Source organism: Shewanella sp. GXUN23E, assembly GCF_050865035.1.
Classification (GTDB): Bacteria; Pseudomonadota; Gammaproteobacteria; order Enterobacterales; family Shewanellaceae; genus Shewanella.
In genome coordinates this window covers 129,727-155,520 of the sequence record NZ_JBOZWP010000010.1, presented here as the reverse complement: position 1 = coordinate 155,520, position 25,794 = coordinate 129,727, and the positions used below count along the sequence as shown (strand labels likewise).

Below are 25,794 nucleotides of genomic sequence, written 5' to 3'. Positions count from 1 at the left end.
GGCACTGGCATACTGCGCCCCGAAGATCACGGGCATCATGAGTACCCATTTTTTTAATACTGAATTCAATTACCCACTCCCCCATTGCGTTAGGGAAGGTGCGAACAAGTCCTCGCGGCACTCTGGCTTATGAGCAGAAGCGAGTTCTAGGTATTCAGATGAAGGAAGGCTGGTTGCCTTTCAAAGCTGAATACCAAAGAAATCGTGATTGCTCGAAAGCCCCGTAGGGCGAGGCTGACAGCTCTATCTGCTTTGTTGCAGTTTTCGATAAGGACTAAGGCCATTAACTTCAAACTGCGCCGCGCATCTAGAAGCTGTCAGCACTCGCAGAGCACGCACGGGACTTATTCGCACCTTCCTTAGGTGATGCGGATTAATTGGCTTAACAAATATCGGCAATGACGAACTTGCATGACTGATATTCAACCGGCCTGTTAATACCGCATGAACACAGTAATCAAAAAAGGCAATTCAGACTTTCATATGCATATAGAGAAGTGGATGATTTCCAGTGACCAAAATCACGTTGCCGAATAAACATGACCCGGTTATGGGACAATGGGACCAACGCGCAGAATTACGTTGTCAGTGAACAGACCAATATTCAGCAAGCAGTTATTACGTTGAATAAATAGAAAATTTAAAATAAAGTCCTGGCAGACCGACATTATTTCAACGTCGATTCATTGAGTTTAATCACAATATTTAAAATAATGTGCAGTGGGTACAGTCAACAACAGAAAAGCGCGATCTGCTGTTATTTATGTGAATTATTAAAAAGCCGTCGGCAATCAACAAGCCGCGATATTCAGCAATAATCCTGCGAGGAAACCTGCCTGATATAATCACTCATTTCCTGCCCCGGCGTTACCGCAAATGACGCATTGAGCACCTGCAAAGATTGAATGCGATCTACCCTGAAGTTGCGAAAATCCGCGCGCAGCAAACACCAGCTCAGCAGCGTCCAATTACCGCGCCAGAAATAGATAGCCAGAGGATGAACCTGCCTTGCCGACAGCTGACCTTCGGCATCTTCATACTGCATCTCAATCGGCTGGCGCAGACGACAGGCCTGCCTCAGTGGGTCAAGAAACCGGAAATCCTGTTTATCGATGAAGAAATCCGGGGAAAACATCAGCGAATGGTAGTCCTGCAGGCGCGCAGGCAGCACGGCTTCCACTTTGATCAGCGCCTGTCTGGCCGCTTTGGCAAGCTCAGTCCCGCCCCAGGTCTCCACCATACGAATGCCGACCTGAATGGCTTCCAGCTCGGCTTCGTTGAACATCAGCGGCGGCACATTGGCCTCCTGCCGCAGCAGATAACCCACCCCCGCCTCACCTTCTATGGGGATGCCGGACAGACACAGATCCTGAATATCGCGATAGACGGTGCGCACTGACACCTCCAGCCGCTCCGCCAACTGCTGCGCTGTGGTCAGGCGTCTGTGCCTGAGAATTTGTACAATCTGAAACAGTCGATCAGCACGTCTCATAAGATTTCCGGTGGTTCACTGCATCATTGAATTGTACATAAACCCGGACATCAGCCAATCTCTGCAGCCCCTTGTCCTGTCGGCCCGGGATCAGGCGTCCATGGACCAGAGACCGACTCTATTGCCCTCACTATCCCTGAAGATGGCGATATAACCACATTCGCCATCTTTGATGGCCATGGATGGCAGCAAAACTTCAACCCCCCCCTGCTCAAGTATGGCGACCGCCCTGGACACAGGTTTACCCACCTGCAGATACACCAACGATCCCTGCATTGATGGCGTCATCATGTCACATTTCACCAATGCCATACCCGCGCCCTGTTGCTCCTGCTGCTCAACAACGGCCATCTCCATCCCTCCCATGGTTTCCTGTTTAAAGGTCAAACCAAGATGCTTGCGGTAAAAATCCACGGCTCTTGTCATATCCGCTACCGGGATCTCTGCCCATACCAACACTGCTTGCTGCAACATAGCTTATCTCCTTTGGGTGTCGCCGGAATTGACGATAAACACAGCATAAAACGGGGCTGCTGACAGCATAGTGTCAGTAGAGATGACCGGCAGGGAAAACAGCTTCTGACGCAAACCGCCCGGCCTGGGCCGGGCGAAGTTAACCATGCCTATCGAGCGAAGATTGGCGTTATTCGGGCAGGGATGCCTGATGAGAGGAGATAAAACTGTCCATCAGTGCTCTGGCTCTCGCCTGCACCTGAGTCAGGGTTTCTGTGTCGTCCACAGGCGTCACCACTTCGTAGTAACACTTGATTTTTGGCTCAGTCCCCGAAGGACGCACTATCACCCGGTTGCCGTTGGCAAGCCGGTAAATCAACACATCACTGGCCGGTAAATCCAATGTTTGCTGGCGCCCGTCGGCAAACCAGCGGGTGGAGGACTGAATATCGTCAATCTCACTGACGGCCACTCCCCCGATATGAGATGGCGGCGTTGCCCGCAATCCTGCGCCTATGTCCGGGGTATTCTCGTTCAGTTTGATACTGATCTGCTCATTGAGATAAAAGCCGTGCTGCCGGTAAATCGCTTCCAGTCGATCCCACAGACTCTGGCCGCTGGCAGCCAGCCCCGCCACCAGTTGCACAAAGGCCAACTGTGCACTCAGGCCGTCCTTATCCCATACCGTCGAGCCGACTGTGTACCCCAGCGCCTCTTCATAGGCGAACAAAAACCGTCGCTGCTCGGTTTGCAGCGTCTGGGCGACATTCATCAGCCATTTAAAACCTGTTAGTGTGGTAAAGGCGTGCCCGCCATGAGCAAAGGCCACTTTTGCCAGCAAACTGGAGGACACTATGGTGTTGCCCACCAGCTTCTGGTTTGCCGGAGCATGACGCAGCAGATGATCAGCCAGTAACACCCCAACCTGATCGCCGGTGAGCATCTGATACTGACCTGGCGCAGATTTCACCGCCACCGCAAACCGGTCAGCATCCGGATCATTGGCACAGGCCAGCAGCGCATCCTGTTTGCTGGCCTCAGCAATCACCAGATCCATTGCCCCTTTCTCTTCGGGATTGGGAAAGGCCACGGTGGGGAAGTTGCCATCGGGCTGGCGCTGGGCCGCCACCGAATACACCCGGGAAAATCCGGCGTCATGCAACAGGGTTTCAGCCATTTCCGCCCCCACACCGTGCATGGCGGTATAGCTGAGTGAAATATCTGCCAGCTTCCCGACATTGTTCAGCTCTGCCGCCGAGGTTACCGCGCGCCGGTAAGTCTGGAAGTAATCTTCCTGCAGCCAGACGAGCAACCCCGCTTTGGTGGCCTCACTCAGATCCATCAGCGGGATCACGGTATTGGATGCCGCCTCAATACAGGCGGCAATACCGGCATCATGGGGTGGAATAATCTGCGCGCCATTTTCCCAGTACACTTTATAACCGTTATATTCCGGAGGGTTATGACTGGCAGTCACCACGACTGCGGCAGCGGCGTTGAAATGCTTCACCCCAAAGGCCACCAGCGGTGTCGGCGCCACCTTGAATGTCAGCCGCACCCGGATGCCCATGGCAGTTAACACCGCAGCGGCATCATGGGCAAACTGACAGGAATCGTTGCGGCCATCGTAACCAATCACGACCCCGCGGGTTTTGGCGTCCTTGACCTGGGCAAGCAGATACTGCCCCAGTCCGGCTGAGGTTTGCCGCACCACCAGCCGGTTCATTCTCCCGGGGCCAGCGCCCACCACGCCACGGATCCCGGCGGTGCCGAACTCCAGACGGCGGGCAAAGCGTGCTGCCAACTCAAGGTCATCGCCGGTTTGCTGCAACGCCAGGATCTCGGCACGGGTGCGCTCATCCGGATCCTGCTCCAGCCAACGGGCCACCTCAAACTGCAAATGGGTATTCATCCTGTAACCTCTTGGGTCTTACTGATACTGATTTCACCCTAGAAAAATCCCTCCGGGCAAACAAGTTAAATTTGCTTCAGCGCAGGGATTGCCACTATCGGGTTAATCCGTTGGCACTGGCCGTCCGCCAATGTCAGTCACGGGATGGGGGTGCCGGCGTTAACCAATCAGCACAGAGTTAAATAAAAAGCACACCTCCTGCACCAGTTAATTTAAGGAGTTGCAAAATTAGTGAAAAATAAATCTTTTCCCTTGTTTTGAGATAAACCCCTGCAGTAGACTCCGCTCCCGGCCCGAAGAGCCCAGCTCTTCACAAGCCACCTATTTCAAGCTGTCACCTGGATGTGAGTGACCCCATGGAGCCGGACCGGCTATCGCTTGTTATCAAGGTGACTTCCGTTCTTTGTTGTTGGCCGGTTTTTTGTTGGACTCCCATCCCCTGGGTTTTGCCTCCTGATAACCGCCATAACCGGCATCCTGATAGCGCGGTTTTGGTTTCTATTTTAGGAGGTTACATGCAAGTACTCATGGGCTTTGTCGGGGTGATATCCCTGCTGGCCATCGCCTGGCTGATGTCTGAAAAGCGCAGTGCCATCAACTGGCGCACTATTATCGGTGCGCTGGTCATTCAAGCCAGTTTTGCCGCGCTCGTACTCTATATTCCCGCAGGTCAACAGGCATTGGCCGTCGTCAGCAATGGCGCCGCCGGACTGATGAGCTTTGCCGATGAAGGCATTAATTTCCTGTTTGGGCCTCTGGCGCAAAACGGCTTTGTATTTATCATCCGGGTGCTGCCGCTGATCATCTTCCTCAGTGCGCTCATCTCCATTCTCTATTATCTGGGCATTATGCAGTGGGTGATCCGGGTATTGGGCGGCGCCATGCAAAAGGTACTGGGGATCAGCCGTTCCGAGTCTATTATCGCCACCGGCAATATCTTCCTGTCCCAGGCTGAAACACCTTTGCTGGTGCGCCCGTTTCTGTCGCGCATGACCCGCTCTGAACTGTTTACCGTGATGACCTGCGGCATGGCGTCCGTAGCAGGCTCAGTGCTGGGCGGGTATGCCGCTGTCGGGGTGGACATGAAGTATCTGATCGCCGCAGCCTTTATGGCTGCTCCCGGCAGTCTGCTGATGGCTAAAATGCTGATCCCGGAGCGGGATGTGCCTGTGCCACAAAATGAAGTGGAAATGGAAAGCAGCCAACAGAGCAACGTGATTGACGCCATGGCTACCGGTGCGATGAATGGCCTCAGGGTTGCCGTTGCCGTCGGCACTGTGCTGCTGGCGATTATCAGTATCATCGCCATGCTCAACTATGGTCTGGCGTCCATCGGTCAGTTGTTCGGCATTGCCGATCTGAGCATGCAGAGCATTCTGGGTTATCTGTTTGCCCCGATTGCGTTTCTGATTGGTATCCCGGCCGGCGAAATGGCACAGGCAGGCTCGCTCATCGGCCAGAAGCTGATCCTCAATGAATTTATCGCTTACATGGATTTCACCAACTTCAAAGACACCATGAGCCAGCACAGTCAGGTCATTATTACCTTCGCTCTGTGTGGCTTTGCCAATCTGGGCTCGATTGCGGTGCAAATTGGTTCAATTGGCGCGCTGGTGCCTGAGCGTCGCAGTGAGATTGCATCCCTTGGTCTGCGCGCAGTGCTGGCGGCCACTCTGGCCAACCTAATGAGCGCTGCGCTGGCGGGTATCTTCATCAGTCTGTAAGCAGATATCAGTCCGGATAAACACAACGGGAGCCATTGGCTCCCGTTTTTTATAACTGACTCATTTTCAGCTGTTGATGGCTCTTCCCCAGCATTGAAGTAAAAGTCAGTGGTTATCTGGTACATCTAAGCCTGGCTGTAAATAACGCCTGAACCACAGCAGATAACCAAGGGACGCCACCCACCAGGCGATCATCAAACTCCACAGTCCGTGGCTGACAAAGTGGGCACCGCGCAGCTGCTGCGCCACATCAAAACTGACGCCAAGCAGCAAGGCCCCGGCCAACCCCCACCAGCGAAGCCCGGGACGGTAGACCTTGGCAAAGAAAAACAGTGCCACCCAGCCATAGCCCCCGGCAGCATGCCCCCCAGGGAAACACCGGCCGGGCTTTACGCCATCGGGCAATGACTCAAAGGTTGGAATATAAGGCTCACTGCCACCATAACGCAGCAAATCCCAGGGACAATTGACATGAGTCACCGCCTTGAGCGCGCCCACAATCAATACCGTCAGCACAAAACAGCTCAGCAGATAGATAAGCCCGGGGCGAATCTCCTTCAGAGACTCGCGTTTAACACTCAGACCACAGGTGATCAGTAAGCCCACAGCCAGTATCACCACAAAATCATGGCCGCCCTTGTGCATTACTGTTTTGGCCCAGAAACTGTCTCTGAGCGGCCAGCCATCGGTAGCCGATTGCAGCCGGTATAACCCATCGGCCAGCAGCAAATCTCCCTGACTCCATTCGAGCAATCCCATCACCAGGGCGAAAACCAGACTGGGCAGCAGCAGATATTGCACCCACTCGTCTTTCATATCAGTTTGAACAGACAAGTATTTCTCCAACAAATTAACAGCCGTCAGTATAACCAATTCCGGTATTGGGAATATAAGTTATTGTTAATCCGCCCACGCCGTCATTGTCTGAGAAAGGCCAGCAACAGCACATCCACATACTCACCGGCGCGAAAGGCATAGCCTCTGGCGGTGCCCTCAGGCTCAAATCCCAGCGATCGGTACAAGGCAATGGCTGCCTGATTGTCGGTATACACTTCTATTTCAATGCGCCGCACCGCCAACCAGTTAAAGGCCAGTTCCATGGCCGCCTGCATCAACGCACGGCCAATCCCCTGACCACGGACAGATTCACACACAGCCAGCCCGAGATTGGCAACATGCCTGCGCCTCGGATTGTCATGTACCATCATGCCAACTTGCCCCAGAATACGGCCATCTCGCTCTGCCACCAGACTGTAAAATCCAGGGGTGACCTGTCCCAGTTTCTGCTCCCACTGCAGTTGTGAGGGAAAAGGCAGTTGCAGGGTTGCGGCATAACAGGAGGGCTGAGCGTAAATCTCGCGGATCCCGGCAATATCCGCAACTTCACTGCGGCGTATCTGACAAGCTTTAGCTGGCATATCTTGCTCCATAAAAAAAGCGCCCCAACCGGGGCGCTTAACTGAATCTCTTATCACGAAACCAATCAACGCGCTGACCCGGCAGCAACCTTTGTAGCCAGTAGCAGCGTATCTGTGTTTTGTTGGTCGTTGTTCATCACGGTTACCGGGTCCGGCTTATCCGAAAAACGGGCAACTTCAGCGGACAGGGAGTAATAACCGGGATCCACATTCCCGGTTTCATTGCGGATAATGCTCAGCGTTGTCAGCATCACGCTGCTGACAACCACAAAACCCGCAACCCATCTCAATCTCATACCTGCTCCTTTGTTCTCTGCACTCACTGTGCAACTTTTTAGTCCGTTTAGGCTGCTGATTTAACTGACTGATACCCAAGCCCGGTATTGGCAGGCAATGGCAAACGGGTATCCATGAGTGGAACAGCATGTGAGCATTTCCCTATTCACGGCGTAAGAAGTTACCACATGTAAAGCATTTGTAACAACATATGGATAACAGGTTTTGGGTTATTTTTTAAGCCAATTCTTGAGCTGGATCATGCCTTCATCAATATTCACCAAAGGCACATATTCCAAATCCCGTTTGATGGCCGTCAAATCATAAAAGTGACTGCAACTGAGCTGACGGGCGACGAAACGTGTCATGGGAGGCTCAGCGGCGATCCCAAACAAACCATATCCCCACTCCAGCACCGCTCCCAGGGCAAACGCAAGTTGACGGCTGAGCCGCTTTTCAACGGGCGGCAACGCCTCACAGGCCAGAATACGATTGAGCATCTGCGCCATGGTGATGGGCTCATCGTTGGCCAGAAAGTAAGCCTTGCCCGCCGCTTTTTGCGGAGATATCAGCAGGGTTTTGGCCGCCAGCAGATGCGCCCAGGCGGCGTTATCAATATAAGTGGTATCCACCAGTTTATCTGTCCTGCCCACCAGTCGAAGTCGCCCCCGACGGCCTCGCTCCAGCACCCGGGGAACCAGATGCGGATCGCCAGGCCCCCAGATAAGATGGGGTCGCAGCGCGACCACATTCAGCCGCTGATTGTCAGCCACCTGTACGCCCTGAGAGGCCAGCAGCATTCTCTCCGCCAGCGACTTGCTGCGACCATAGGCGTTAAGAAAGCGACGGGCATAAGGAGCGGTCTCGTCTATCCCCTCTTCATCCCGGCCATCAAAGGTCACACTGGGCGTGCTGGTATACACCAGCGAGGCAATCCCCTGCCGCTGACAGGCCGCAATCACATTGGCAGTGCCATCCACATTGGCATCCAGATAGCTCTGGGCCGCTCCCCACACTCCGGCCCTGGCGGCGACATGAAACACCAGCTGACATCCTTCGCAGGCCCTAAGCAGCGCCGGCATGTCGGTCAGACTGGCCTGGATCTGGGTTACCCCCATATCATCCAGCGCCGGATAACGATTGCGGGCGATACTGACCACCCCGATGCCCGCGGCCCTTAAGCGGGTACAAATCGCCTGTCCCAGAAAGCCGCCACCGCCGGTGACCAATACCCGGCTGACCTTGCGTGCTATCAGCTCCAGCACCGCCTGTTCACGGGGATCCAGGGTTAACTGCGCCATACCCACTTGCCTCGTTTTTGCGTCCATAGCGCCAGTTTCTCCCGGAAAATTTTTGCATTGTGCCTGACATCCATGGGAAAACCGGGATGAACAATAAAATGCGTCAGGCCACGGGTTTGCTCATGCGATTCAGCGAGGGTTGCAAGCTCACGAAACACCGCCGGTCTGTCAGCCCCGGGCTGCAACTCCACGCAGATAACCGGCTGCACACCTGCGCCTGAATCCACCCCGACCAGTGCGGTGCGCCTCACCCCGGGATGGGTGTTGAGTATCCGCTCACAGGGCAGAGTGAACCAGACCTTACCTGCGCCCTCAACCCTGTGACCAAGCCGACCACACATCCACAGCCGCCCGGCATCATCCAGATAACCAACATCGCCCATACGGTGCCAAAACCCCTTACCGTCAGCCACTTTGGCACGGGCGGTAGCCGCAGGGTTGTCATAATAGGCAGGGCTGACCACCGGCCCCCGCACCAGAATTTCGCCTATTTCGCCCGGCGCGGCATCTCTTAATTGACTGGCTTGCTGCACCTGCCCCTGAGTAATGGGCGCGATACGAATATCCACTCCCACCGCATTACCCACACAGATACCGGCGCCGGCATCGGTTTGCGCGGCTGTGGTCAGCAGCTCATCAGATCCCAGCCTGCTCACCGGCAGGGCTTCAGTGGCACCATAGGAGTTGAACACCTGCACGCCCGGCGGGAGCAGGCGACAAAAACGGGCAATTTGGTTGACATCGGCAGGCGCGCCGGCGGAGATCACCCGCCTGACGCTGCACAGCTGCCTTCGCACCCGCACCAGCTGCTCAGGGGATTGCGAATAGGCTGCGAATTTGGCCAGCAGCGCCGGATTCAGAAACAGATTACTGCACTGATAGCGCTCGACGGCATTCAGCAGCTTGCCGGGATCGGCCTTGATCGGACGGGAAGCGTCCATATCCGGGATCACCGAGGTCATGCCCAGTGCCGGACCAAACAGTGCGAACAGCGGAAAAGTTGCCAGATCGGCCTCGCCGGGGGTAATGCCATAGTCTTCACGCAGCACGCGGATCTGCGCCTCAAACATGCCATGGCTGTAACATACGCCCTTGGGCTCACCGGTTGAGCCACTGGTAAATAAAATGGCGCACAGCGCATCGGCTGGTTGCACTCTGGCACAGTAGTGCCCGTCATCGGGGATCCGTTTCAGCAACTGGTCCAAAGCGCGCCCCCCCCAAAGTCCAGCGCCATTGACGGTGACAGACCGGCGAATGGTTGCCTTGCCCCAGCCCAGCAATCGCCTGGCCAATTGCGCCCTAGGAATGCCGATAAAGGCATCCGGGGCCGCCTTGTCCAGACAGGCTTTAAGATTGGCGGTCCCCATCCCCGGATCCGCCATCACCGGAATAATCCCGGCTTTGAACAGGGCAAAGGTCAGCGCAAAAAACTCAGGTCCGGGGGTCACCATCAGCACGGCTTTCATCCCGGCGACTATGCCGTGCATTTCAAGCGCCAGCGCAATGCGATCGCTCAGTTTATCCAGCTGCGCCAGTGTCAGTTCTTCGAAACGGCCATCACGGTGCTGACGGGCAACGGCCAGATCCGTCGGCCGCGCCAGTGCTGCCTGCTGCAAATGTCGGCACAGATTAAGGCTGTGCTCACTTTCTACCGGCATCATGCCTGCGCTTCCAGCGTCATGCCGCAGTCTCTCCGGCCTTCTTACCTGCCTTGGTCGGCTGACTTAAAAAACCACGGATAGCAGCGATGACCTCATCGCTGGCATCTTCCAGAATGTAATGACCACAGTCTGAAAATTCCCGGTATCTGGCATGAGGCAGGCGGTGTTTCCAGCCCTTGAGGAAGTGCCGGTCAAACACAAAGTCCTTCAGTCCCCAGCACACCAGCGTCGGCGTATGCTCAAATTGGCACAAACTCTCTTCAATCGCCGACACCAGGTCATAGCCCCTGTCTGTGGGCTTGAGGGGAATATCCTGCACAAACCTCAGGGTGGCGATGCGATTTTTCCAGGAGTTATAGGGAGCAACATAACTGCGTCGCACATTGGCAGACATGGAATGGCGTTTTACGCCCACGAACGAGGCTACCGATGAAAATGCATTCAGTCCCCGGATGAGCAGGGCCCCCGGCCAACTGCGGCAAATTTTCAGCGCCAGCGGCAACGGTTTGGTGGCCGGCAGATGAAATGCTGCCGTATTGAGCAGCACCAGCCGCTTAATTCGCTGTGGGTATCGGGCGGCGTATCCCATGCCTATCATACCGCCCCAGTCATGCAGCACCAGTGTGATCCGCTCGGTGATGCCAAGATGGCTCAGCAGTGCATCCAGATCATCAATCCGCTGCGCCAGATGATAGTCATAATGCTGATCATCCGGTTTGTCAGACAGGCCGCAGCCGATATGATCCGGCGCAATACAGCGGAAAAACGGTGACAGCTCTGACACCAGATTGCGGTAGTAATAACTCCAGCTTGGGTTGCCGTGCACCATCACCACGCTCTCGCCCTGACCTTCATCCAGATAGTGCAGCCTGTGTCCACCGGTATAAAAGTATTTGGATTCAAAAGGATATTCGGCCAGTTTGAGATCTGGCGCGATAGCTGATGTTGCGATGTCCATTACCACTCCAGTGCCAGCATCATACAGTTAAGACCGCTGCCAATCCCCAGCCAGCCCACCTTATCACCGGGCAACAAAAAGCCCTGTTCCGCGGCGATGGCAGCACTGGCCGGCAGTGACACACTGCCCATGTTGCCAAGCCAGCCGAAGGTGGGGTATTCACGCTCCGGGGCGATTTCCAGGGCGCTCAGCACCTGGCGGCGATTGGCCTCCCCCACCTGATGGCACACTACTTTGTCCAACTCACCGGCCTGCCAGCCCTGCTGCTGCAAAAATTGCTGCCAGGTTTCCTGCGCCAGCGCCACTCCGTGTTTGAGCAAAGATACCGCATCGGTGCGCATCTCATCACGGAACAGTTCATCGCCGACTGGTGTCATGCCCCAATGACACAGACCATGGTGTGCAGGCGCACTGAGTACAGTGGCGCCGCGCAGCCGGTGAGCATCAGCAGGCGCCAGCTGCGCATCACTGAGCACCACCGCCACGGCGCCCGAGCCGCCGGTCAGGGTCGCCAGAGAGCCGGCAAATCCCTGCATGGAAGGGGTTTGCAATAATCGATTGATGCTGGCGTCCACTATCTCCCGGGCCGACTCACAGGCCACCACCATACCGGCGCGGATCTGCCCAAGCTCGATGCGATTGGCCACATCGAGCATGCCGGACAGGATCCCCAGACAGGCATTGCTGATGTCATAAATCACGGTGTGAGAGGAAGTACCAAGCTGCGAAGCGACCCGGCAAGCCGTCGCGGGCTCATGTTGCTCGCGGCATACCCCGGTATAGATGAGTGCACCGATATCATTCAGGGCAACGCCGGATGCGGTCAGCGCCTTGCGCGCGGCGCTGACCGCACCATCGGCAACCCTGAAGCCGGCAGGCCACCAACGTCTCTCTTTGATACCGGTCAGGGCCGCCAACTGGCCCTGGGGAATACGAAACTTTTCGTAAAGGGGGAGCAATCTCTGCTCCAATTGCGTACTGCTGATAATGTCAGGGGCCAACTCATATCCCAACCCACTGACAAATACCCGGGAATAATTCATGGACCCAGTGTCTCCGGCGGCAATCCAATTGCGCACTTATTGTTAACTGGGTCACATTTGAGCAAGAAAACGTCGTAAATTCAATATTTGAGCGGATTTTTAGCCGCACTGATAAGGGCATTTCGCGGTGTCACCGACGCAGGACAAAAGGACTGCAGTGTCACCTGATAGCCCTGTTCTTCCAGGAAACACACCCGATCGAGCAGCAACAGATGCTCCATCGGCGCACGCAGCAAATGGGCCGCCAGATCCAGTCGCCGTACCAGGCTTATTCGCTGCCAGCCTATGGTTTCAAAAGCGGCAATATCCAGCTCACCGGGCAAATCCAACCCTTTAGCGCGGGCTCCCCAATGCACAAACTCCATAAAATCACCGCTGAGCTGCGACTGACGTAAGGTGGGCAATGGCAGGTAAGCGTCCTCGCCCCTTACCTGACGCTGCAGGCTGTCAAAGCCCAGTCGCCACGCCAGCTCTTTCTGGCGCAAAGCCCGGGCACTGGCTGAAGCAATAACGCTGTGCTGCAGCGGCAGCTGCAGCTGATGGCGAGTAACCTCAAGCCCGGTTTGCCGTCCGCTGGCCGACAAAAACTGATAATGGGTATCCCGGATCAGATGATAACAACAGGGCGAAATACTGATAGCCGGGATCCCGGCTGCGGTCCCCTGTTTGAGCAGGGTGACATGCAGATCGCCACAGGCGTGCAGTGCCACGGCCTGCGCTATCCCCCCAAACACACTGCCGGGAACATTGAACGCATCTGCGCAGATAAAACGCTGGGGCAATTGCCAGTGCCGGGCAAACTGTTCACCGGCATCGCACAGTGGCTGTTGCCACTCCAGACTGATCACCGGTTGCCCGGAGGTTTTGCTGATAAGCCTGCCCAGATGGCCTTTACCGGCGCACCATTCCAGCAATGCAGCCGGTTCATCGCGCTGCCCAGCCGTGCTTTGCATTGAGCGAGCACGCTCATCCGCGACCACTGGCAACGAGCCGACAAAGGCCGCGATCTGCTGCCATTTACGGCCCTTGATATGGGCACTGAAATGGGGCAACTCCGCCTCGGACAGCGCCAGCGGACGCGGGCTTTCGCCATCAGGCAGGCAGATAGCCAGCAGGCTTTGCAACTCATCCAGCTGGGCAGCATCCCAGCCCTGTGCGGCCAGGTCCCGGTGCAGCGGCGGCAGCAAAGTCGCCAGTAATCTGCTGGTGTCTGTGTCTATGGCGTCCAGTTCATCGGCGGCCAGCGCCGTGACACAGCTGGCAAGGTGTGGAAACTTCTGTTGCCAGATGAGCGTCTGGCAATCAAAGGTGCGAAGGCGCCACAAAGGACTGAGCTCGCTGAGCACTCCGGCAAGGCGCAGCAGCAGTTGAGAATGGGTGTAGTGTGAATAGGCCTTGGCAGACAGCACAGATTTTCGCTTCCGGTAATCAATAATAAAAAAGGGCATTTTGCTGTGCAAAACGCCCATATTCCAACGTCGCAACAGGGGCAGGCAAGGTGATTATTGTTGCGCCTTACCCGCTTGCTTGAGACCAATGCGCTTACCCAACCACACCCCCAGTCCCAAAGGGGCGAAGAACACCACCAGCAGGAACAGCACTATGTAGAGGATCAGGCTTTTAATCACACCGGTGATCTCTGCAAATACCTGGGCCACCGTGCGCTGCACCAGGGCATCGGCCTCTTTGGCCACCGCCTGGCGCTCTCTGTCCACCATCTGCTCCAGCGCAATACGTTCACGCTCCACCATCTTTTCCAGTGCCTGACGCTCAACCGACAGTTGCGCCAGATTCCGCTCGGCGCTGGCATCCAGCTGAGTCAGCAGTGGCGTCAGCTCACGGCGCAAATCCACCGCCAGCTCAGACATCATCTGCGGGCTTTGGGCCATCAGCTTCTGGAATTTGGCCGATGTTTCACTGATATCTTTGAGCGTTTGCTGTACTTCCGCTGAGTTGATATTGGAATGCAGCGCAAACAGCTCAGCTTTCCAGCCCAGAATTTTCGGGGTTTGCCCGGCCAGCATGGCCATGCGGTCAGACATGTCGCTCATCACCTCAGGCACGCTGCCAAAGGTGGTCACCGCATCAAACTCGCCAATGTTGCGGAAGGTCAGCCAGTCATTGAAGGCAGACACCCGCGGGAACGTAATATCAAACAGCGGGTGAGCAGCGGCATATTCGCGGATAAATTGCTGATTGCTGGCAAAGTCAGACTTGCTCATCAGCCCCTGCATGCGGCGCTCATAATCCGCCAGCAATTGCTGACTGGTTTTGGCCGCCAGCGCGGTCTGCTCACCGAACAGCGCCTTGCCATTACCGCTTTCAAAAAACTGCGCCATCTGCGCAGTGAAAGCCCAGGTGTCTATCATGGCCGCCACCGGAGATACCTGAAAAATGGTCTGTCCCAGGGTCTGCTCGGCATTGATTTTCCACATCAGGGCGTTGGACCTGGTCAGCAAATCATCAGATTGCAGCATTACATCGGCGCTTTGCTCCACCCCGGCAAAAAAGGTGCTGGCATATTCCCGGGTAAATACCCGCATACTCAGCTGCTCCTGCGGCAAGGGCTCGATGCCGCTTTCCAGTTTGACCTCAAGCAGGGAACAACCAGAGGTCAGCAATGACAAACACAGCACCAGACCCCAGGAGGATAAATTACGCATGGATACTCCACCTACACAGACAATTGCAAAGAACCGGAGATTTTAGCATTATGCCGACTTTTGCAGCCGGGCATACAGAAAAAGAGTGAGTCAGCTCACAGCCCAAACAAGCTCGCAATCCAATAGCGCCCAACTATCACAAGCGATTGTCGATCACACAAGGAAGCCAGAGTATGCGGGTCCCCTCCCCCTGTGTTGCCAGATGCAAACTCAATGAGCAGGACTACTGCATCGGCTGTTGCCGCCACATTGACGAAATCGTCAGCTGGTCGGCGGCCGATGATCAGCAGCGACTTGCCATTCTCCAACAGCTGCCGGCACGCAAGGCACATATTCTGCAAGACTCAGAGGCCAGCGCCTGTGCCAAACCGATCGGCCGTGAGCAGTGGCTGAGCATCGAGCGAAAGCTGAAATCATAAGCCAGGCACTAAAAGTGCCCGGAACCGGCCAAAAAACCTTGCCCGGCATCAGGCCTGCCAAAGCGCTGCACCATGAAAAAATACTTTTTTCAGCCCGATAAATACAAAAAGCCCTGCAATGCAGGGCTTTTTACTGTTACGGCATTCTCGAATGACAATCCGGCGAATTACAGCTGTTCAATCACATCCTCACCCTTGGCCGCGGCGTGGGCCTGATGAGTCGCGGTGAGTTTGCGCATCAATGGCAGTACCGCCAGTGCCAGCAAGGTACAACCCAGTGCGGCCACGCCCAGCTTGGTGAACAGATTGGTATAAATCGGCAGGGTTTCCAATGGATTGGTCAGCCCCTCCGGCACACTGGCGAAGTTAGCCACCACACCGCCCAGATACTGGGAAATACCGGATGCCACAAAATACGCCCCCATCATAAAGCCGCCCATTCTGGCAGGAACATAACGGGCGATCATCGCCAGACCCAGACCACTGACCAGCAGTTCACCCAGTGAGTAGGCACCGTATCCGGCGATCATCACCCAGGATGAGGTCTTGCCATCCACCGCGAAGCTGCCGGCAAAGCCATAGATAAAGAATCCGGCTGCCACCACCGCAAAGCCCAGCGCAAATTTCGCTGCGATGGAGATATCTTTGTTGTTGCGACCGGCAGTGGCATATACCCAGGCCAGGATTGGGCTGAGCACCATAATCCAGATTGGATTGAGTGCCTGGAACTGTGCAGGAGACCAGGTCCACAAATGCGCGCCGAACACAGTGAAGTTCCAGTCCACGTTACGCAGCGCAAACAGTGCCAGCGAGGTGGACATCTGCTGATAGAAGATGAAGAAGAACACGGTTTGCACAGTCAGAATAAGCGCCGCAATCAATCCGGCACGCTCGCTCTGCTCACTGCCGCGGATCAGGTGCACAAAGATACCCAGCACCACCACACCGGCGGTATACACAAACAGCCGGGCAATCAGTTCTGACTCCAGAATCACCGCTGACATGAGCACCACCAGCACAGATGCGCCCAGTACCATCAGCAGCTTTTTCTTGTTGACCGGATGCAGATCCGGCTCAGAGCCGTAGGCATTAAGAGTGAAACGCATCATGGCATAGTTGGCCATACCCACCAGCAGACCGATGAAACACACGGCAAAGGCCGCATGCCAGCCGAACTGATCGCCGTAGTTGGCGTTCACATAGTCTTTGATCCAGGGAGTCAGCAACATGGAGAAGGTCGAACCTACGTTCACCGCCATATAGTAAATGGTGAAAGCACTGTCGAGCTTGGCATCTTCGCCGTCATAGATTTTGCGTACCAGGTTACCGGCATTGGGCTTGAACAGACCATTACCCACCACAATGACGCCAAGTGCCATAAACAGGAACATGGTGTTTTCGGTCGGCACCGTCATCAATGCGTAACCCAGCGCCAGTACCCCGGCACCCAGCAGCATGGTGCGCTTGGTGCCCAGCACCTTGTCACCCACCCAGCCACCGATGGCCGGAGACACATAGATCAGCGCCGCGCAGGCACTCCACACCAGATTGGCGCGACTGTCCTCAAATCCGAGACGCTGAACCATAAAGTAAACAATGAGCGCCTGCATGCCGTAATAGCCAAAGCGCTCCCAGAGTTCGATGAGGGAGACAGTCATAAAAGACTTGGTCTGAGTCACCGCAGAATTGGCAGTATTCATTCATTCCGCCTTATTTTAGTAAGTGAGATAAACACGGCACAGACTGGAGTAATACCCTTTGACAAAGATAAGGTACAGGCGCCGAATAAAGACATTAGCTCAGCACAATAACAAGGTCAAAGCGTTGAATGAAGTGAATTGATGTTTAACATACATCTTCACGCCAGCCCCTGTATTGGCGTTGTTTGCAAATAAAACGCGGACCTGAAGTCCGCGCTAACATTAAGATTAATCAAGAAAAATGATTATTTTTTCAGCATAGCTTTGAGATCTGCGAAAGGATTGTAAGTCGCCGCCTGCTGTTTGCTCTCACTGGTGTGACCATATTGCACCAACTCTTCATATCGGGAGTGCTCATTATCATGACAATACAGACACAGCAATTCCCAGTTGGAACCATCTGACGGGTTATTGTCATGATTATGATCCCTGTGGTGGACCGTGAGTTCACTGAGATTTTTATGGGTGAACTCACGGGTACAGCGACCGCAAATCCAGGGATACATCTTCAGCGCCTGCTCACGATAACCTTTTTCCCGCTGCGCCTTGTACTCTCTGGCCTGCTCCAGTACCCGGTCCAGTTTGCTTTGACCTTGATTGCTCATGTTAACTTCCGACTTGTGGCAAAACTGCCGGTTATTCATCGATAGGCTCAGACAACGACAGGTGCAGATAATGCAGATGTTTCTCGTACTGAGTCACTACATCGGCAATGATTTGCTCTTCGGTATAGCCCATCACATCATAATGCTGGCCGCCGTGTTCCAGAAACACCTCGACCCGGTAATAACATCCATCCTCTTCATCCGGTCCGTTCGGCAGGGTAAACGCCCGCATCCGCAAGCCATAAACGAAGTCAGGATAACCTGCGTTCTCAATCACCAGACGCACCCGGCCATCAAGATACCTCAGGTCCGCCAGTATACCTTTAGACATGAATTCCTGGCATACCTTTGACAGTGCCGGCGTCGCAACATTGTCCAAAAACCAGTGGGCTTCCTCTTTGCTGGGATGAGACACCAGCACGTCAATCCGCTCCTGCCAGGGAATACTGGTCTTGGCATATTGCACACTGGTGGTATGTGACTGCACACTGCTGATCTTCAGCCAGTCATCCTGCAGCGCTTTAAACAACCCAAAACAGATCAGCAGCATCACCAGCAAAAATGGCAGGGCGCTGGCAATGGCCGCAGTTTGCAGCGCCTGCAAGCCACCGGCGAGCAGCAGTACCGATGCCACGACGCCCTGGGTCAGCGCCCAGAATACCCGCTGCCACACCGGCGCATCACTGTCACCGCCAGAGGTCAGGTTATCGATCACCAGCGAGCCGGAGTCCGAAGACGTGACAAAAAAGGTCACCACCAGGCAAACCGCAATCACCGACAGCAGTGTCGACATGGGCAGGTGCTCAAAGAACTTGAACAGTGCCACTGACACATCGGTATTGACCGCATCGGCCAGATAAGTTGCGCCGTGATGCATAATGGCATCAATGGCCGAGTTGCCAAATACCGTCATCCACAGGAAGGTAAAACCGGACGGCACAAACAACATGCCCACCAGAAACTCACGGATAGTGCGACCACGGCTGACCCGGGCGATAAAGGTGCCGACAAAAGGCGACCAGGAGATCCACCAGCCCCAGTACAGCAAAGTCCAGCCGCCAATCCAGTCGTTCTTCTGCTCATAGGCATAGAGGTTAAAGGTTTTGCCGACAATATCGCTCAGATACGAACCGGTATTTTGCACAAAGGCCTGCAGCAGAGACACGGTCGGACCGACAATCAGCACCACCGCCAGCAGCAGGAATGCCAGGATAAGGTTAAGCTCGCTCAGGCGCTTCACCCCTTTGTCCAGTCCGGAAAAAACCGACAATGTGGCGATCAGCGTAATACCGGCGATAAGCGCCACCTGCACCTCGGGGCTGACCGGCAACCCCAGCAGATAATTGAGGCCGGAATTGACCTGCAGCACGCCAAATCCCAGCGATGTGGACACACCAAACATGGTGCCGAGCACTGCAAAAGTATCCACCGCATGACCAATTGGCCCGTAAATACGATTGCCGATCAGCGGATACAGGGCGCTGCGTGGCAGCAAAGGCAGCTTATGGCGATAGGCAAAATAGGCCAGACTCAGGGCCACCACGGCATAGATGGCCCAGGCGTGAATTCCCCAGTGAAAGAAGGTGATTTTCATCGCCTCTTTGGCCGCTTCAATGCTTTGTGGTGTGGCATCCGGTGGCGCAAGAAAATGCATTACTGGCTCTGCCACACCAAAAAACATTAGACCTATGCCCATGCCGGCGGAAAACAGCATGGCAATCCAGCTTTTGTAACTGTAATCGGGCTGGGCATGATCCGGCCCAAGTTTGATGTCACCAAAGCGGCTGACCATCACAAACAACACAAACAACATGAAGATGGCGACGCCCAGAATGTACAGCCAACCGGCCTTGAGCTCCATCCAGCTCTGTACTGATTTGAAAATTTGCTGGGCTTGCTGCGGCCACACGGCACCGATAACAACCAGCAAGGCGATAAGAATGACCGATGGGAAAAACACCGGGGGATTAATACTTGATTTAAAACTTGATTTGATATGCATCCGTTATCCTGAATTTAACGGCAGAATGTCTGTTGGGGATCTGCTCCAGAGTGAAAAGAAAGTGAATCATTCTAACAGAGCGGACGCCACAAAAAAGTGTGACAGATCTCACCCTGCAGGATTAAACGGTGATGGGGATTTAGGGAAGGTGCGAATAAGTCCAGTGCGTGCTCTGCGAGTGCTGACAGCTTCTAGATGCGCGGCGCAGTTTGAAGTTAATGGCCCTCATCCTTACCGAAAACTGCAACAAAGCAGATAGAGCTGTCAGCCTCGCCCTACGGGGCTTTCGAGCAATCACGATTTCTTTGGTATTCAGCTTTGAAAGGCAACCAGCCTTCCTTTATCTAAATACCTCGAACTCGCTTCTGCTCATAAGCCAGAGTGCCGCGAGGACTTGTGCGCACCTTCCTTAGGTTATCAGCGCACAACCTGGCTGTACCACCGGCAAAAACAAGGGCCAATCAGGCCCTGTGGTTTGCGGTAATCTCTGCCCATCAATCCGGAGGAGTGGCACTAAGTCAGAAGGACCGAAGGCCACATGGGGATAAAGGGAAAATCGTCATTACTCCTGACGCAGGTCCTTTTCCATATCCTCATAGGAGGTATGGCGGACATCCTTGCCTTTGACGTAATAGATGACGTACTCACAGATGTTTTTACAGCGATCCCCTACCCGTTCAACGGCACGGGCGGCCCACAATACATCCAGCACTTCCGGGATAGAGCGGGGATCTTCCATCATATAGGTCATCAGCTGACGGATAATACCTTCGTACTCTTTATCCAGCCGGGCATCCTGTTTGTGCAGCTCCAGCGCTGCTTCGGCGTCCATCCGAGCCAGTGCGTCCAGCGTGCTGTGCAGGGTGCGGGTGGCGTGCCGTCCCATGTTTTCAATACTGACCAGCAGGGGGCGCTGATTGTTACCGCGCTTTTCCACTGCCGCCTTGGCGATACGCACACAGGCATCACCGATGCGCTCCAGATCGGTAATGCTTTTGGTGATAGTGATGATAAGGCGCAAATCGCTGGCGGCGGGCTGTCGCTTGGCGATGATGCGGGTGCACTCCTCATCGATGGACACTTCCATGCCATTGACTTTGTGATCGCCGGAAATCACTTTCTGCGCCAGCTCGGCATCCAGACTGCCGAGCGCATCCAGCGCCTGCTCCAGCTGGCTTTCCACCAACCCGCCCATGGCCAGCACACGGTTGCGGATATCTTCCAGTTCAGCATTAAACTGGCCAGATATATGTTTGTTCGGATTCATGTTTTCCATCGACATTCAAACCTTTTGCTCACTCTACTCCAGACAGCCCGCTACCACCAGCCATCCCTGTCCTTTCACCGGCCTGCGGCCAACCTTAGCCGTAACGACCTGTGATGTAGTCCTCAGTCCGGCGCTTTTTCGGCGTGGTAAATATGGTATTGGTATCGGCATATTCCACCAGCTCACCCATGTACATAAAGGCAGTCTGATCCGACACCCGCGCCGCCTGCTGCATATTGTGAGTCACGATCACCACGGTATATTTGGCTTTCAACTCAGAAATAAGCTCTTCAATAGTCAGGGTGGAAATAGGGTCCAGCGCTGAAGTGGGTTCATCGAGCAGCAGGACTTCCGGCTCAATGGCGATTGCCCGGGCGATCACCAGACGCTGCTGCTGACCACCGGACAGGCCGAAGGCGTTATCGTGCAGTCGGTCTTTCACTTCGTCCCAGATGGCCGCGCCGCGCAGTGAACGCTCACAGGCTTCATCCAGCTCGCGGCGGTTGTTGATGCCCTGCAGTCGCAGGCCGTAAACCACATTCTCATAAATCGATTTGGGAAACGGGTTGGGGCGCTGAAACACCATACCCACGTTGCGACGCAGTGCCGCCACATCCACGCTTCTGTCGTAGATATTCTGGCCGTGCAGCAGGATCTCACCGCTGATATGACAGTGATCCACCAAATCATTCATACGGTTGATACAGCGCAGCAAGGTCGATTTACCGCAACCGGACGGACCGATGAACGCGGTCACCTGATTACGCGGGATCTTCATCGACACATTAAACAGCGCCTGCTTGTCACCGTATTTCAAATCCAGATTACGGATCTCCAGCGCGGTCTGGGCTTCGCTCAGTGTTGCCAGATCCTGTCTGTCCGCTTTGATAGCTTGGGTATCTATTGAAATCATTTGCTCTACCATCACTTGATAATACGGCTACGGATTAATGTTCAAGGGCGCGGAATTTCTCGCGCAGATGATTACGCACGCTGATGGCCGTCAGGTTCAGCGTCACAATCACAGTCACCAGCAAAAACGAGGTCGCATATACCAAAGGTCGCGCCGCTTCCACATTGGGACTTTGAAAACCCACATCATAGATATGGAACCCCAGGTGCATGAACTTGCGCTCCAGATGCACAAAGGGGAAATTCATGTCGATGGGCAAGGTAGGCGCCAGTTTAACCACCCCGACCAGCATCAAAGGTGCCACTTCACCGGCCGCACGGGCCACCGCCAGAATAAGGCCGGTCATAATCGCCGGGCTGGCCATGGGGATGACAATGCGCCACAGGGTTTCCGCCTTGGTGGCGCCCAGCGCCAGACTGCCCTGACGCACCGCACTGGGGATACGCGACAATCCCTCTTCGGTGGAGACAATCACTACCGGCAGCGTCAGGATAGCCAGCGTCAGGGCTGACCAGATCACTCCGGGCGAGCCAAAGGTCGGTGATGGCAGGGCCTCAGGATAAAACAGCTGATCCAGCGAGCCCCCCAGCATATAAACGAAGAACCCCAGACCAAACACGCCATAGACAATGGATGGCACCCCGGCGAGATTGATCACCGCAATGCGGATCATCTTGGTGACCGGGCCCTTTTTGGCATACTCATGCAGATAAATGGCAGCAATTACCCCGAATGGCGTCACAATAATGGCCATCAGGAGCACCATAAACACGGTACCGAAAATCGCCGGGAACACCCCACCCTCGGTATTGGCTTCGCGGGGATCATCCATAATGAAGCCACCGACACTCTTGAACCAATGGCCTATTTTGGCCATTAACCCCATGTCATTGGGGTAAGTCACATCCAGGATTTGTGACAGATTCAGCGTCACCTCTTCACCGCGCATATCCCGTACCACCACGGCATCACGCCCGGCCGCTTCGCGCAGTTCAAACAGCTCTTTCTCCAGCACCTGATAATCGGCATTGAGCGCATCCCGCTGCAGTTGCAGCTCGGTTTTGCGGGTGTCAGTCAGCTCGCCGTCCAGCTCATAGCGACGCTCTTTGAGACGCAGCCGCTCCAGCTGATAGTTGATGGCGCCGATATCCTGCTTCTGCAACGTCATGGCGTCGGCGTTGAGCGACACCGCCCGCTCGATATGCTCCGCCAGGGTCTGGGTCAGATTGCCCGTCTCCAGACGTTTGCCCGCCTCTATTACCGCTACCGGATAGCCATAGAAATTGCCGTTTTTAGTGCGTTCAAACACCGCGAGATCGGCCGGTTTGGATTGCTCCACGATATCGGTGGCAAGAACCCAGCGAAAATCCAGCCCGACATATTCGCGGTTACCGGTTTTTACCAGATAACGGGTCACAAATTCGCCCGGATAAGGGTTGAAATGAAAGCCGGCTGACTCCAGGCGCGCCGTAGGTACCTGCTCCTGATCATAGATCTGGCCTATCAGCGTGGATTCCACACCACTGCTGTCACGCAGTTGCCACTGATAGATCTCCGCAGGCCAGAAGTAACTGAGCCCACGCCAGGCGATCAGCAACAACAACCCCAATACGGCAATCAAACTCAGGCTGACCGCGCCCCCAGTCATCCAAATCCAGGGAGAGCCTGACTTAAACCATTTACCCATTCCGATAACCTCGTTCGTTCGAGTTCTTACAGAAAATGCTTACAGCGAACTGTAGCGTTCACGCAGACGCTGTCTTACCACTTCAGCCAGGGTGTTAAAGAAGAAGGTAAACACAAACAGCACGAAGGCCGCCAGGAACAGCACCCGGTAGTGAGTACTGCCGATGGCCGATTCCGGCATTTCCACCGCAATATTCGCTGCCAGGGTGCGCATGCCTTCAAACACGCTCCACTCCATAATCGGGGTATTGCCGGTAGCCATCAGTACAATCATGGTCTCCCCCACAGCGCGGCCAAGGCCCATCATCACCGCCGAGAAAATCCCGGGGCTGGCGGTCAAAAGCACCACCCGCGTCAATGTCTGCCAGGGAGTTGCGCCCAGCGCCAGTGAGCCATTGGACAGATGACGGGGCACGGAAAACACCGCGTCTTCGGCGATGGAGAAAATAGTCGGGATAACCGCAAAGCCCATGGCGACGCCAACCACCAGCGCATTACGCTGATCAAAAGTGATGCCCAGCTCGTTGGTGATATACATGCGGGTGTCACCATTAAACAGCCACAGCTCCAGCAGCGGACTGAACTCAAAAGCCGCCCAGCCCACCACACAGATAATGGGCACCAGAAACAGCTCCTTGAACTCTTCCGGCAGCCTGATTTTCAGCGGCGATGGCAGCAATTGCCAGAGTATCCCGGTTCCCAGGATGGTGACCGGCAGGAGGATAAGCAGCAGGATCATGCCGGGCAAGTGCTCTTCCACCAGCGGTGCCAGCCACAGACCGGCGAGGAAGCCGAGGATCACGGTCGGCAGCGCCTCCATAATTTCGACTGTGGGCTTTACAAAACCACGGACTTTGGGCGACATGAAATAGGCGGTATACACTGCACCGGCAATCGCCAGCGGCACGGCAAACAACATGGCATAAAACGCTGCTTTCATGGTGCCGAACACCAGCGGCATCAGACTCAGCTTGGCTTCAAAATCGTCAGAGCCCGAGGTGGACTGCCAGACGTACTGAGGTTCGGGATAGCCTTCATACCATACCTTCTGCCACAGGGCGCTCCAGGAAACTTCCGGATGCTCATTTTCCACTTTCAGCAGATGCAGCTTGTCGCCGGCGTCCACCACCAGCGCATTGGCTCGGGGACTGAACCCCAGCGCCCGGGTATCTTTCAATGTGCTGAAGGTCTCGTCAAACAGATCCCGCTCACTGGTGGCATAGTGCAGCGACAGCTCTCCTGAGGGGGTGATGGTCACAAAGCTCTTGCGGAAAAACTCAGGGGCAATGCCCGCCACCGGACCGCCGGCACTGAAATCACGGATCTGACGGTACAATCGGCCTTTTTCGCTGTTAACCTGGAAATACTGCGACACCCTGCCATTGTCATAGCTCACCAGAATTGAACTGGCGCCGGCCAGCAGGCTGACATTGGTGACTTTGGTGTTCTGCTCTTCAACATCGATGACCTGCAGCAGACGCAGCTCATCCAGATAACGAATGTCGTACACAAAAATTTTGTTGCCACTTTGCAGCATCAGCTGGCGCTGATCCGGCGTCATCAGTTGCTGGCGCACAATTTTTGGGGTATCCGGAATAACCTCGCGATTGCTGCTCCACTCCACTTCTTCGGTGAGCATATTCTCTTCGCCATTCATGCGGTTAACCATCCACACACCGGCACTGTCACGGTAGGCAAAGGTCATTTTATTGCTGCTGTAACCAAAGGCCAGATTGGTTACCGCGAAGCCATCCTCAGTCACCATCAGAGGTTTTTCACCTTCCGGGTATTTGAGTCTGGGTGTAATCAAGCGCACGTTGCCCGGATAAGTCACACCAAACTCTACCCGCACCAGCAGCACGCCGCCGTTGCTCAGGCCCAGCGCATATTTCTGCTCTGCAGCCGAGGCAACCGCGGCACTGGTGACTGTGACGCCCTCAGGCAAGCTCGGGGCAAAATCCCCCAGATGCACACCATCGATGGCGCGGTAAAATTCCACCATGCCGGAACTGGCCACCCGAAACAGAATTTCATTCTGCTCATCACTGCCGACCATCATTGCCGGGCTGCGGGTTTGCTGGTAGCTGACTTCAGTCACAGGCGTCACTGTGGCGCCATCAAAGATGGGCTTAACCACATACAGCAGGTAGAAGAAGATCAGCAGCAAAGCGACAAATACCATAATGCCGCCGAGGGTTACCCCCACGGCGGTCGCTTTATCGGTGAAGGCCCGGCGACTGGTTCTGTGCCCGGCCTTTAAGATGGAATTGGCAGCCCTTGGCAAACTTTGCTCCATTTAAT

General features: G+C 55.0%; 21 protein-coding genes. 2 read left to right on the top strand and 19 right to left on the bottom strand.

From position 1 onward, the window contains the following. Window positions 1–808: 808 nt before the first annotated feature. From ACRRUX_RS11140 to ACRRUX_RS11130, 3 genes are all read right to left on the bottom strand, one after another. A complete protein-coding gene (locus ACRRUX_RS11140; RefSeq protein WP_432530211.1) occupies window positions 809–1,492 on the bottom strand; it encodes a helix-turn-helix transcriptional regulator in 684 nt (227 codons plus the stop codon). 90 nt (window positions 1,493–1,582) lie between these two features. Continuing rightward, window positions 1,583–1,966 (bottom strand): VOC family protein, encoded by a 384-nt coding sequence (locus ACRRUX_RS11135; RefSeq protein WP_432530209.1) that lies wholly within the window; start codon window positions 1,964–1,966, stop codon window positions 1,583–1,585. A 169-nt stretch (window positions 1,967–2,135) separates the two neighbouring features. After that, complete coding sequence (locus ACRRUX_RS11130; RefSeq protein WP_432530207.1) at window positions 2,136–3,857, bottom strand: phospho-sugar mutase; 1,722 nt, start codon at window positions 3,855–3,857, stop codon at window positions 2,136–2,138. A 515-nt stretch (window positions 3,858–4,372) separates the two neighbouring features. Here ACRRUX_RS11130 and ACRRUX_RS11125 point away from each other — a divergent pair. Next, the gene (locus ACRRUX_RS11125; RefSeq protein WP_432530205.1) at window positions 4,373–5,581 is read left to right on the top strand and encodes a NupC/NupG family nucleoside CNT transporter; all 1,209 of its coding nucleotides are present in this window, start codon (window positions 4,373–4,375) and stop codon (window positions 5,579–5,581) included. Between the two features lie 105 nt (window positions 5,582–5,686). Here ACRRUX_RS11125 and ACRRUX_RS11120 read toward each other — a convergent pair whose 3' ends face one another. The 9 genes from ACRRUX_RS11120 to ACRRUX_RS11080 all read right to left on the bottom strand — a co-directional run bounded on the left by ACRRUX_RS11120 (window position 5,687) and on the right by ACRRUX_RS11080 (window position 14,901). Then, on the bottom strand, window positions 5,687–6,415 hold the full coding sequence (locus ACRRUX_RS11120; RefSeq protein ID WP_432530203.1) for a phosphatase PAP2 family protein: 729 nt from the start codon (window positions 6,413–6,415) through the stop codon (window positions 5,687–5,689). Window positions 6,416–6,498: 83 nt separating this feature from the next. Beyond that, a complete protein-coding gene (locus ACRRUX_RS11115; RefSeq protein WP_432530201.1) occupies window positions 6,499–6,999 on the bottom strand; it encodes a GNAT family N-acetyltransferase in 501 nt (166 codons plus the stop codon). Window positions 7,000–7,064: 65 nt separating this feature from the next. Continuing rightward, window positions 7,065–7,295, bottom strand: coding sequence for a hypothetical protein (locus tag ACRRUX_RS11110; RefSeq protein WP_432530199.1), 231 nt, complete (start codon window positions 7,293–7,295; stop codon window positions 7,065–7,067). Window positions 7,296–7,505: 210 nt separating this feature from the next. Continuing rightward, the gene (locus ACRRUX_RS11105; RefSeq protein WP_432530195.1) at window positions 7,506–8,603 is read right to left on the bottom strand and encodes an NAD-dependent epimerase/dehydratase family protein; all 1,098 of its coding nucleotides are present in this window, start codon (window positions 8,601–8,603) and stop codon (window positions 7,506–7,508) included. After that, entirely contained in the window at window positions 8,564–10,237 is a 1,674-nt protein-coding gene (locus ACRRUX_RS11100; RefSeq protein WP_432530193.1) for a fatty acid CoA ligase family protein, read from the bottom strand. Before ACRRUX_RS11100 ends, ACRRUX_RS11105 begins: the two co-directional genes overlap by 40 nt. A 16-nt stretch (window positions 10,238–10,253) precedes the next feature. After that, a complete protein-coding gene (locus ACRRUX_RS11095; protein WP_432530191.1) occupies window positions 10,254–11,195 on the bottom strand; it encodes an alpha/beta fold hydrolase in 942 nt (313 codons plus the stop codon). Then, window positions 11,195–12,238, bottom strand: a complete 1,044-nt coding sequence (locus tag ACRRUX_RS11090) for a 3-oxoacyl-ACP synthase III (protein ID WP_432530189.1) — start codon at window positions 12,236–12,238, stop codon at window positions 11,195–11,197. The genes ACRRUX_RS11095 and ACRRUX_RS11090 overlap by 1 nt, the downstream gene beginning before the upstream one ends. An 80-nt stretch (window positions 12,239–12,318) precedes the next feature. Beyond that, window positions 12,319–13,647 carry a methyltransferase gene (locus tag ACRRUX_RS11085; RefSeq protein ID WP_432530187.1) on the bottom strand — a complete coding sequence of 443 codons (1,329 nt, stop codon included), beginning with the start codon at window positions 13,645–13,647 and terminating at the stop codon, window positions 12,319–12,321. 93 nt (window positions 13,648–13,740) lie between these two features. Continuing rightward, entirely contained in the window at window positions 13,741–14,901 is a 1,161-nt protein-coding gene (locus ACRRUX_RS11080) for a chemotaxis protein (protein ID WP_432530185.1), read from the bottom strand. 173 nt (window positions 14,902–15,074) lie between these two features. Here ACRRUX_RS11080 and ACRRUX_RS11075 point away from each other — a divergent pair, with 173 nt between their 5' ends. Next, window positions 15,075–15,320: a DUF1289 domain-containing protein gene (locus tag ACRRUX_RS11075; RefSeq protein WP_432530183.1), complete on the top strand. Its 246-nt coding sequence runs from the start codon at window positions 15,075–15,077 to the stop codon at window positions 15,318–15,320. Window positions 15,321–15,487: 167 nt separating this feature from the next. Here ACRRUX_RS11075 and ACRRUX_RS11070 read toward each other — a convergent pair whose 3' ends face one another. The 7 genes from ACRRUX_RS11070 to ACRRUX_RS11040 form a co-directional block, all read right to left on the bottom strand. Beyond that, a complete protein-coding gene (locus ACRRUX_RS11070; RefSeq protein WP_432530181.1) occupies window positions 15,488–17,020 on the bottom strand; it encodes a peptide MFS transporter in 1,533 nt (510 codons plus the stop codon). 245 nt (window positions 17,021–17,265) lie between these two features. Then, complete coding sequence (locus ACRRUX_RS11065) at window positions 17,266–17,625, bottom strand: YajD family HNH nuclease (RefSeq protein ID WP_432530179.1); 360 nt, start codon at window positions 17,623–17,625, stop codon at window positions 17,266–17,268. A gap of 31 nt (window positions 17,626–17,656) precedes the next feature. After that, window positions 17,657–19,627 (bottom strand): BCCT family transporter, encoded by a 1,971-nt coding sequence (locus tag ACRRUX_RS11060; RefSeq protein ID WP_432530177.1) that lies wholly within the window; start codon window positions 19,625–19,627, stop codon window positions 17,657–17,659. 562 nt (window positions 19,628–20,189) lie between these two features. Further along, entirely contained in the window at window positions 20,190–20,903 is a 714-nt protein-coding gene (phoU, locus tag ACRRUX_RS11055; protein ID WP_432530175.1) for a phosphate signaling complex protein PhoU, read from the bottom strand. An 85-nt stretch (window positions 20,904–20,988) separates the two neighbouring features. Beyond that, on the bottom strand, window positions 20,989–21,807 hold the full coding sequence (pstB, locus tag ACRRUX_RS11050; RefSeq protein WP_432530173.1) for a phosphate ABC transporter ATP-binding protein PstB: 819 nt from the start codon (window positions 21,805–21,807) through the stop codon (window positions 20,989–20,991). A gap of 34 nt (window positions 21,808–21,841) precedes the next feature. Then, window positions 21,842–23,494, bottom strand: a complete 1,653-nt coding sequence (gene pstA / locus ACRRUX_RS11045; RefSeq protein ID WP_432530171.1) for a phosphate ABC transporter permease PstA — start codon at window positions 23,492–23,494, stop codon at window positions 21,842–21,844. A 39-nt stretch (window positions 23,495–23,533) separates the two neighbouring features. Continuing rightward, window positions 23,534–25,789 carry an ABC transporter permease subunit gene (locus ACRRUX_RS11040; RefSeq protein WP_432530169.1) on the bottom strand — a complete coding sequence of 752 codons (2,256 nt, stop codon included), beginning with the start codon at window positions 25,787–25,789 and terminating at the stop codon, window positions 23,534–23,536. Window positions 25,790–25,794: the final 5 nt, after the last annotated feature.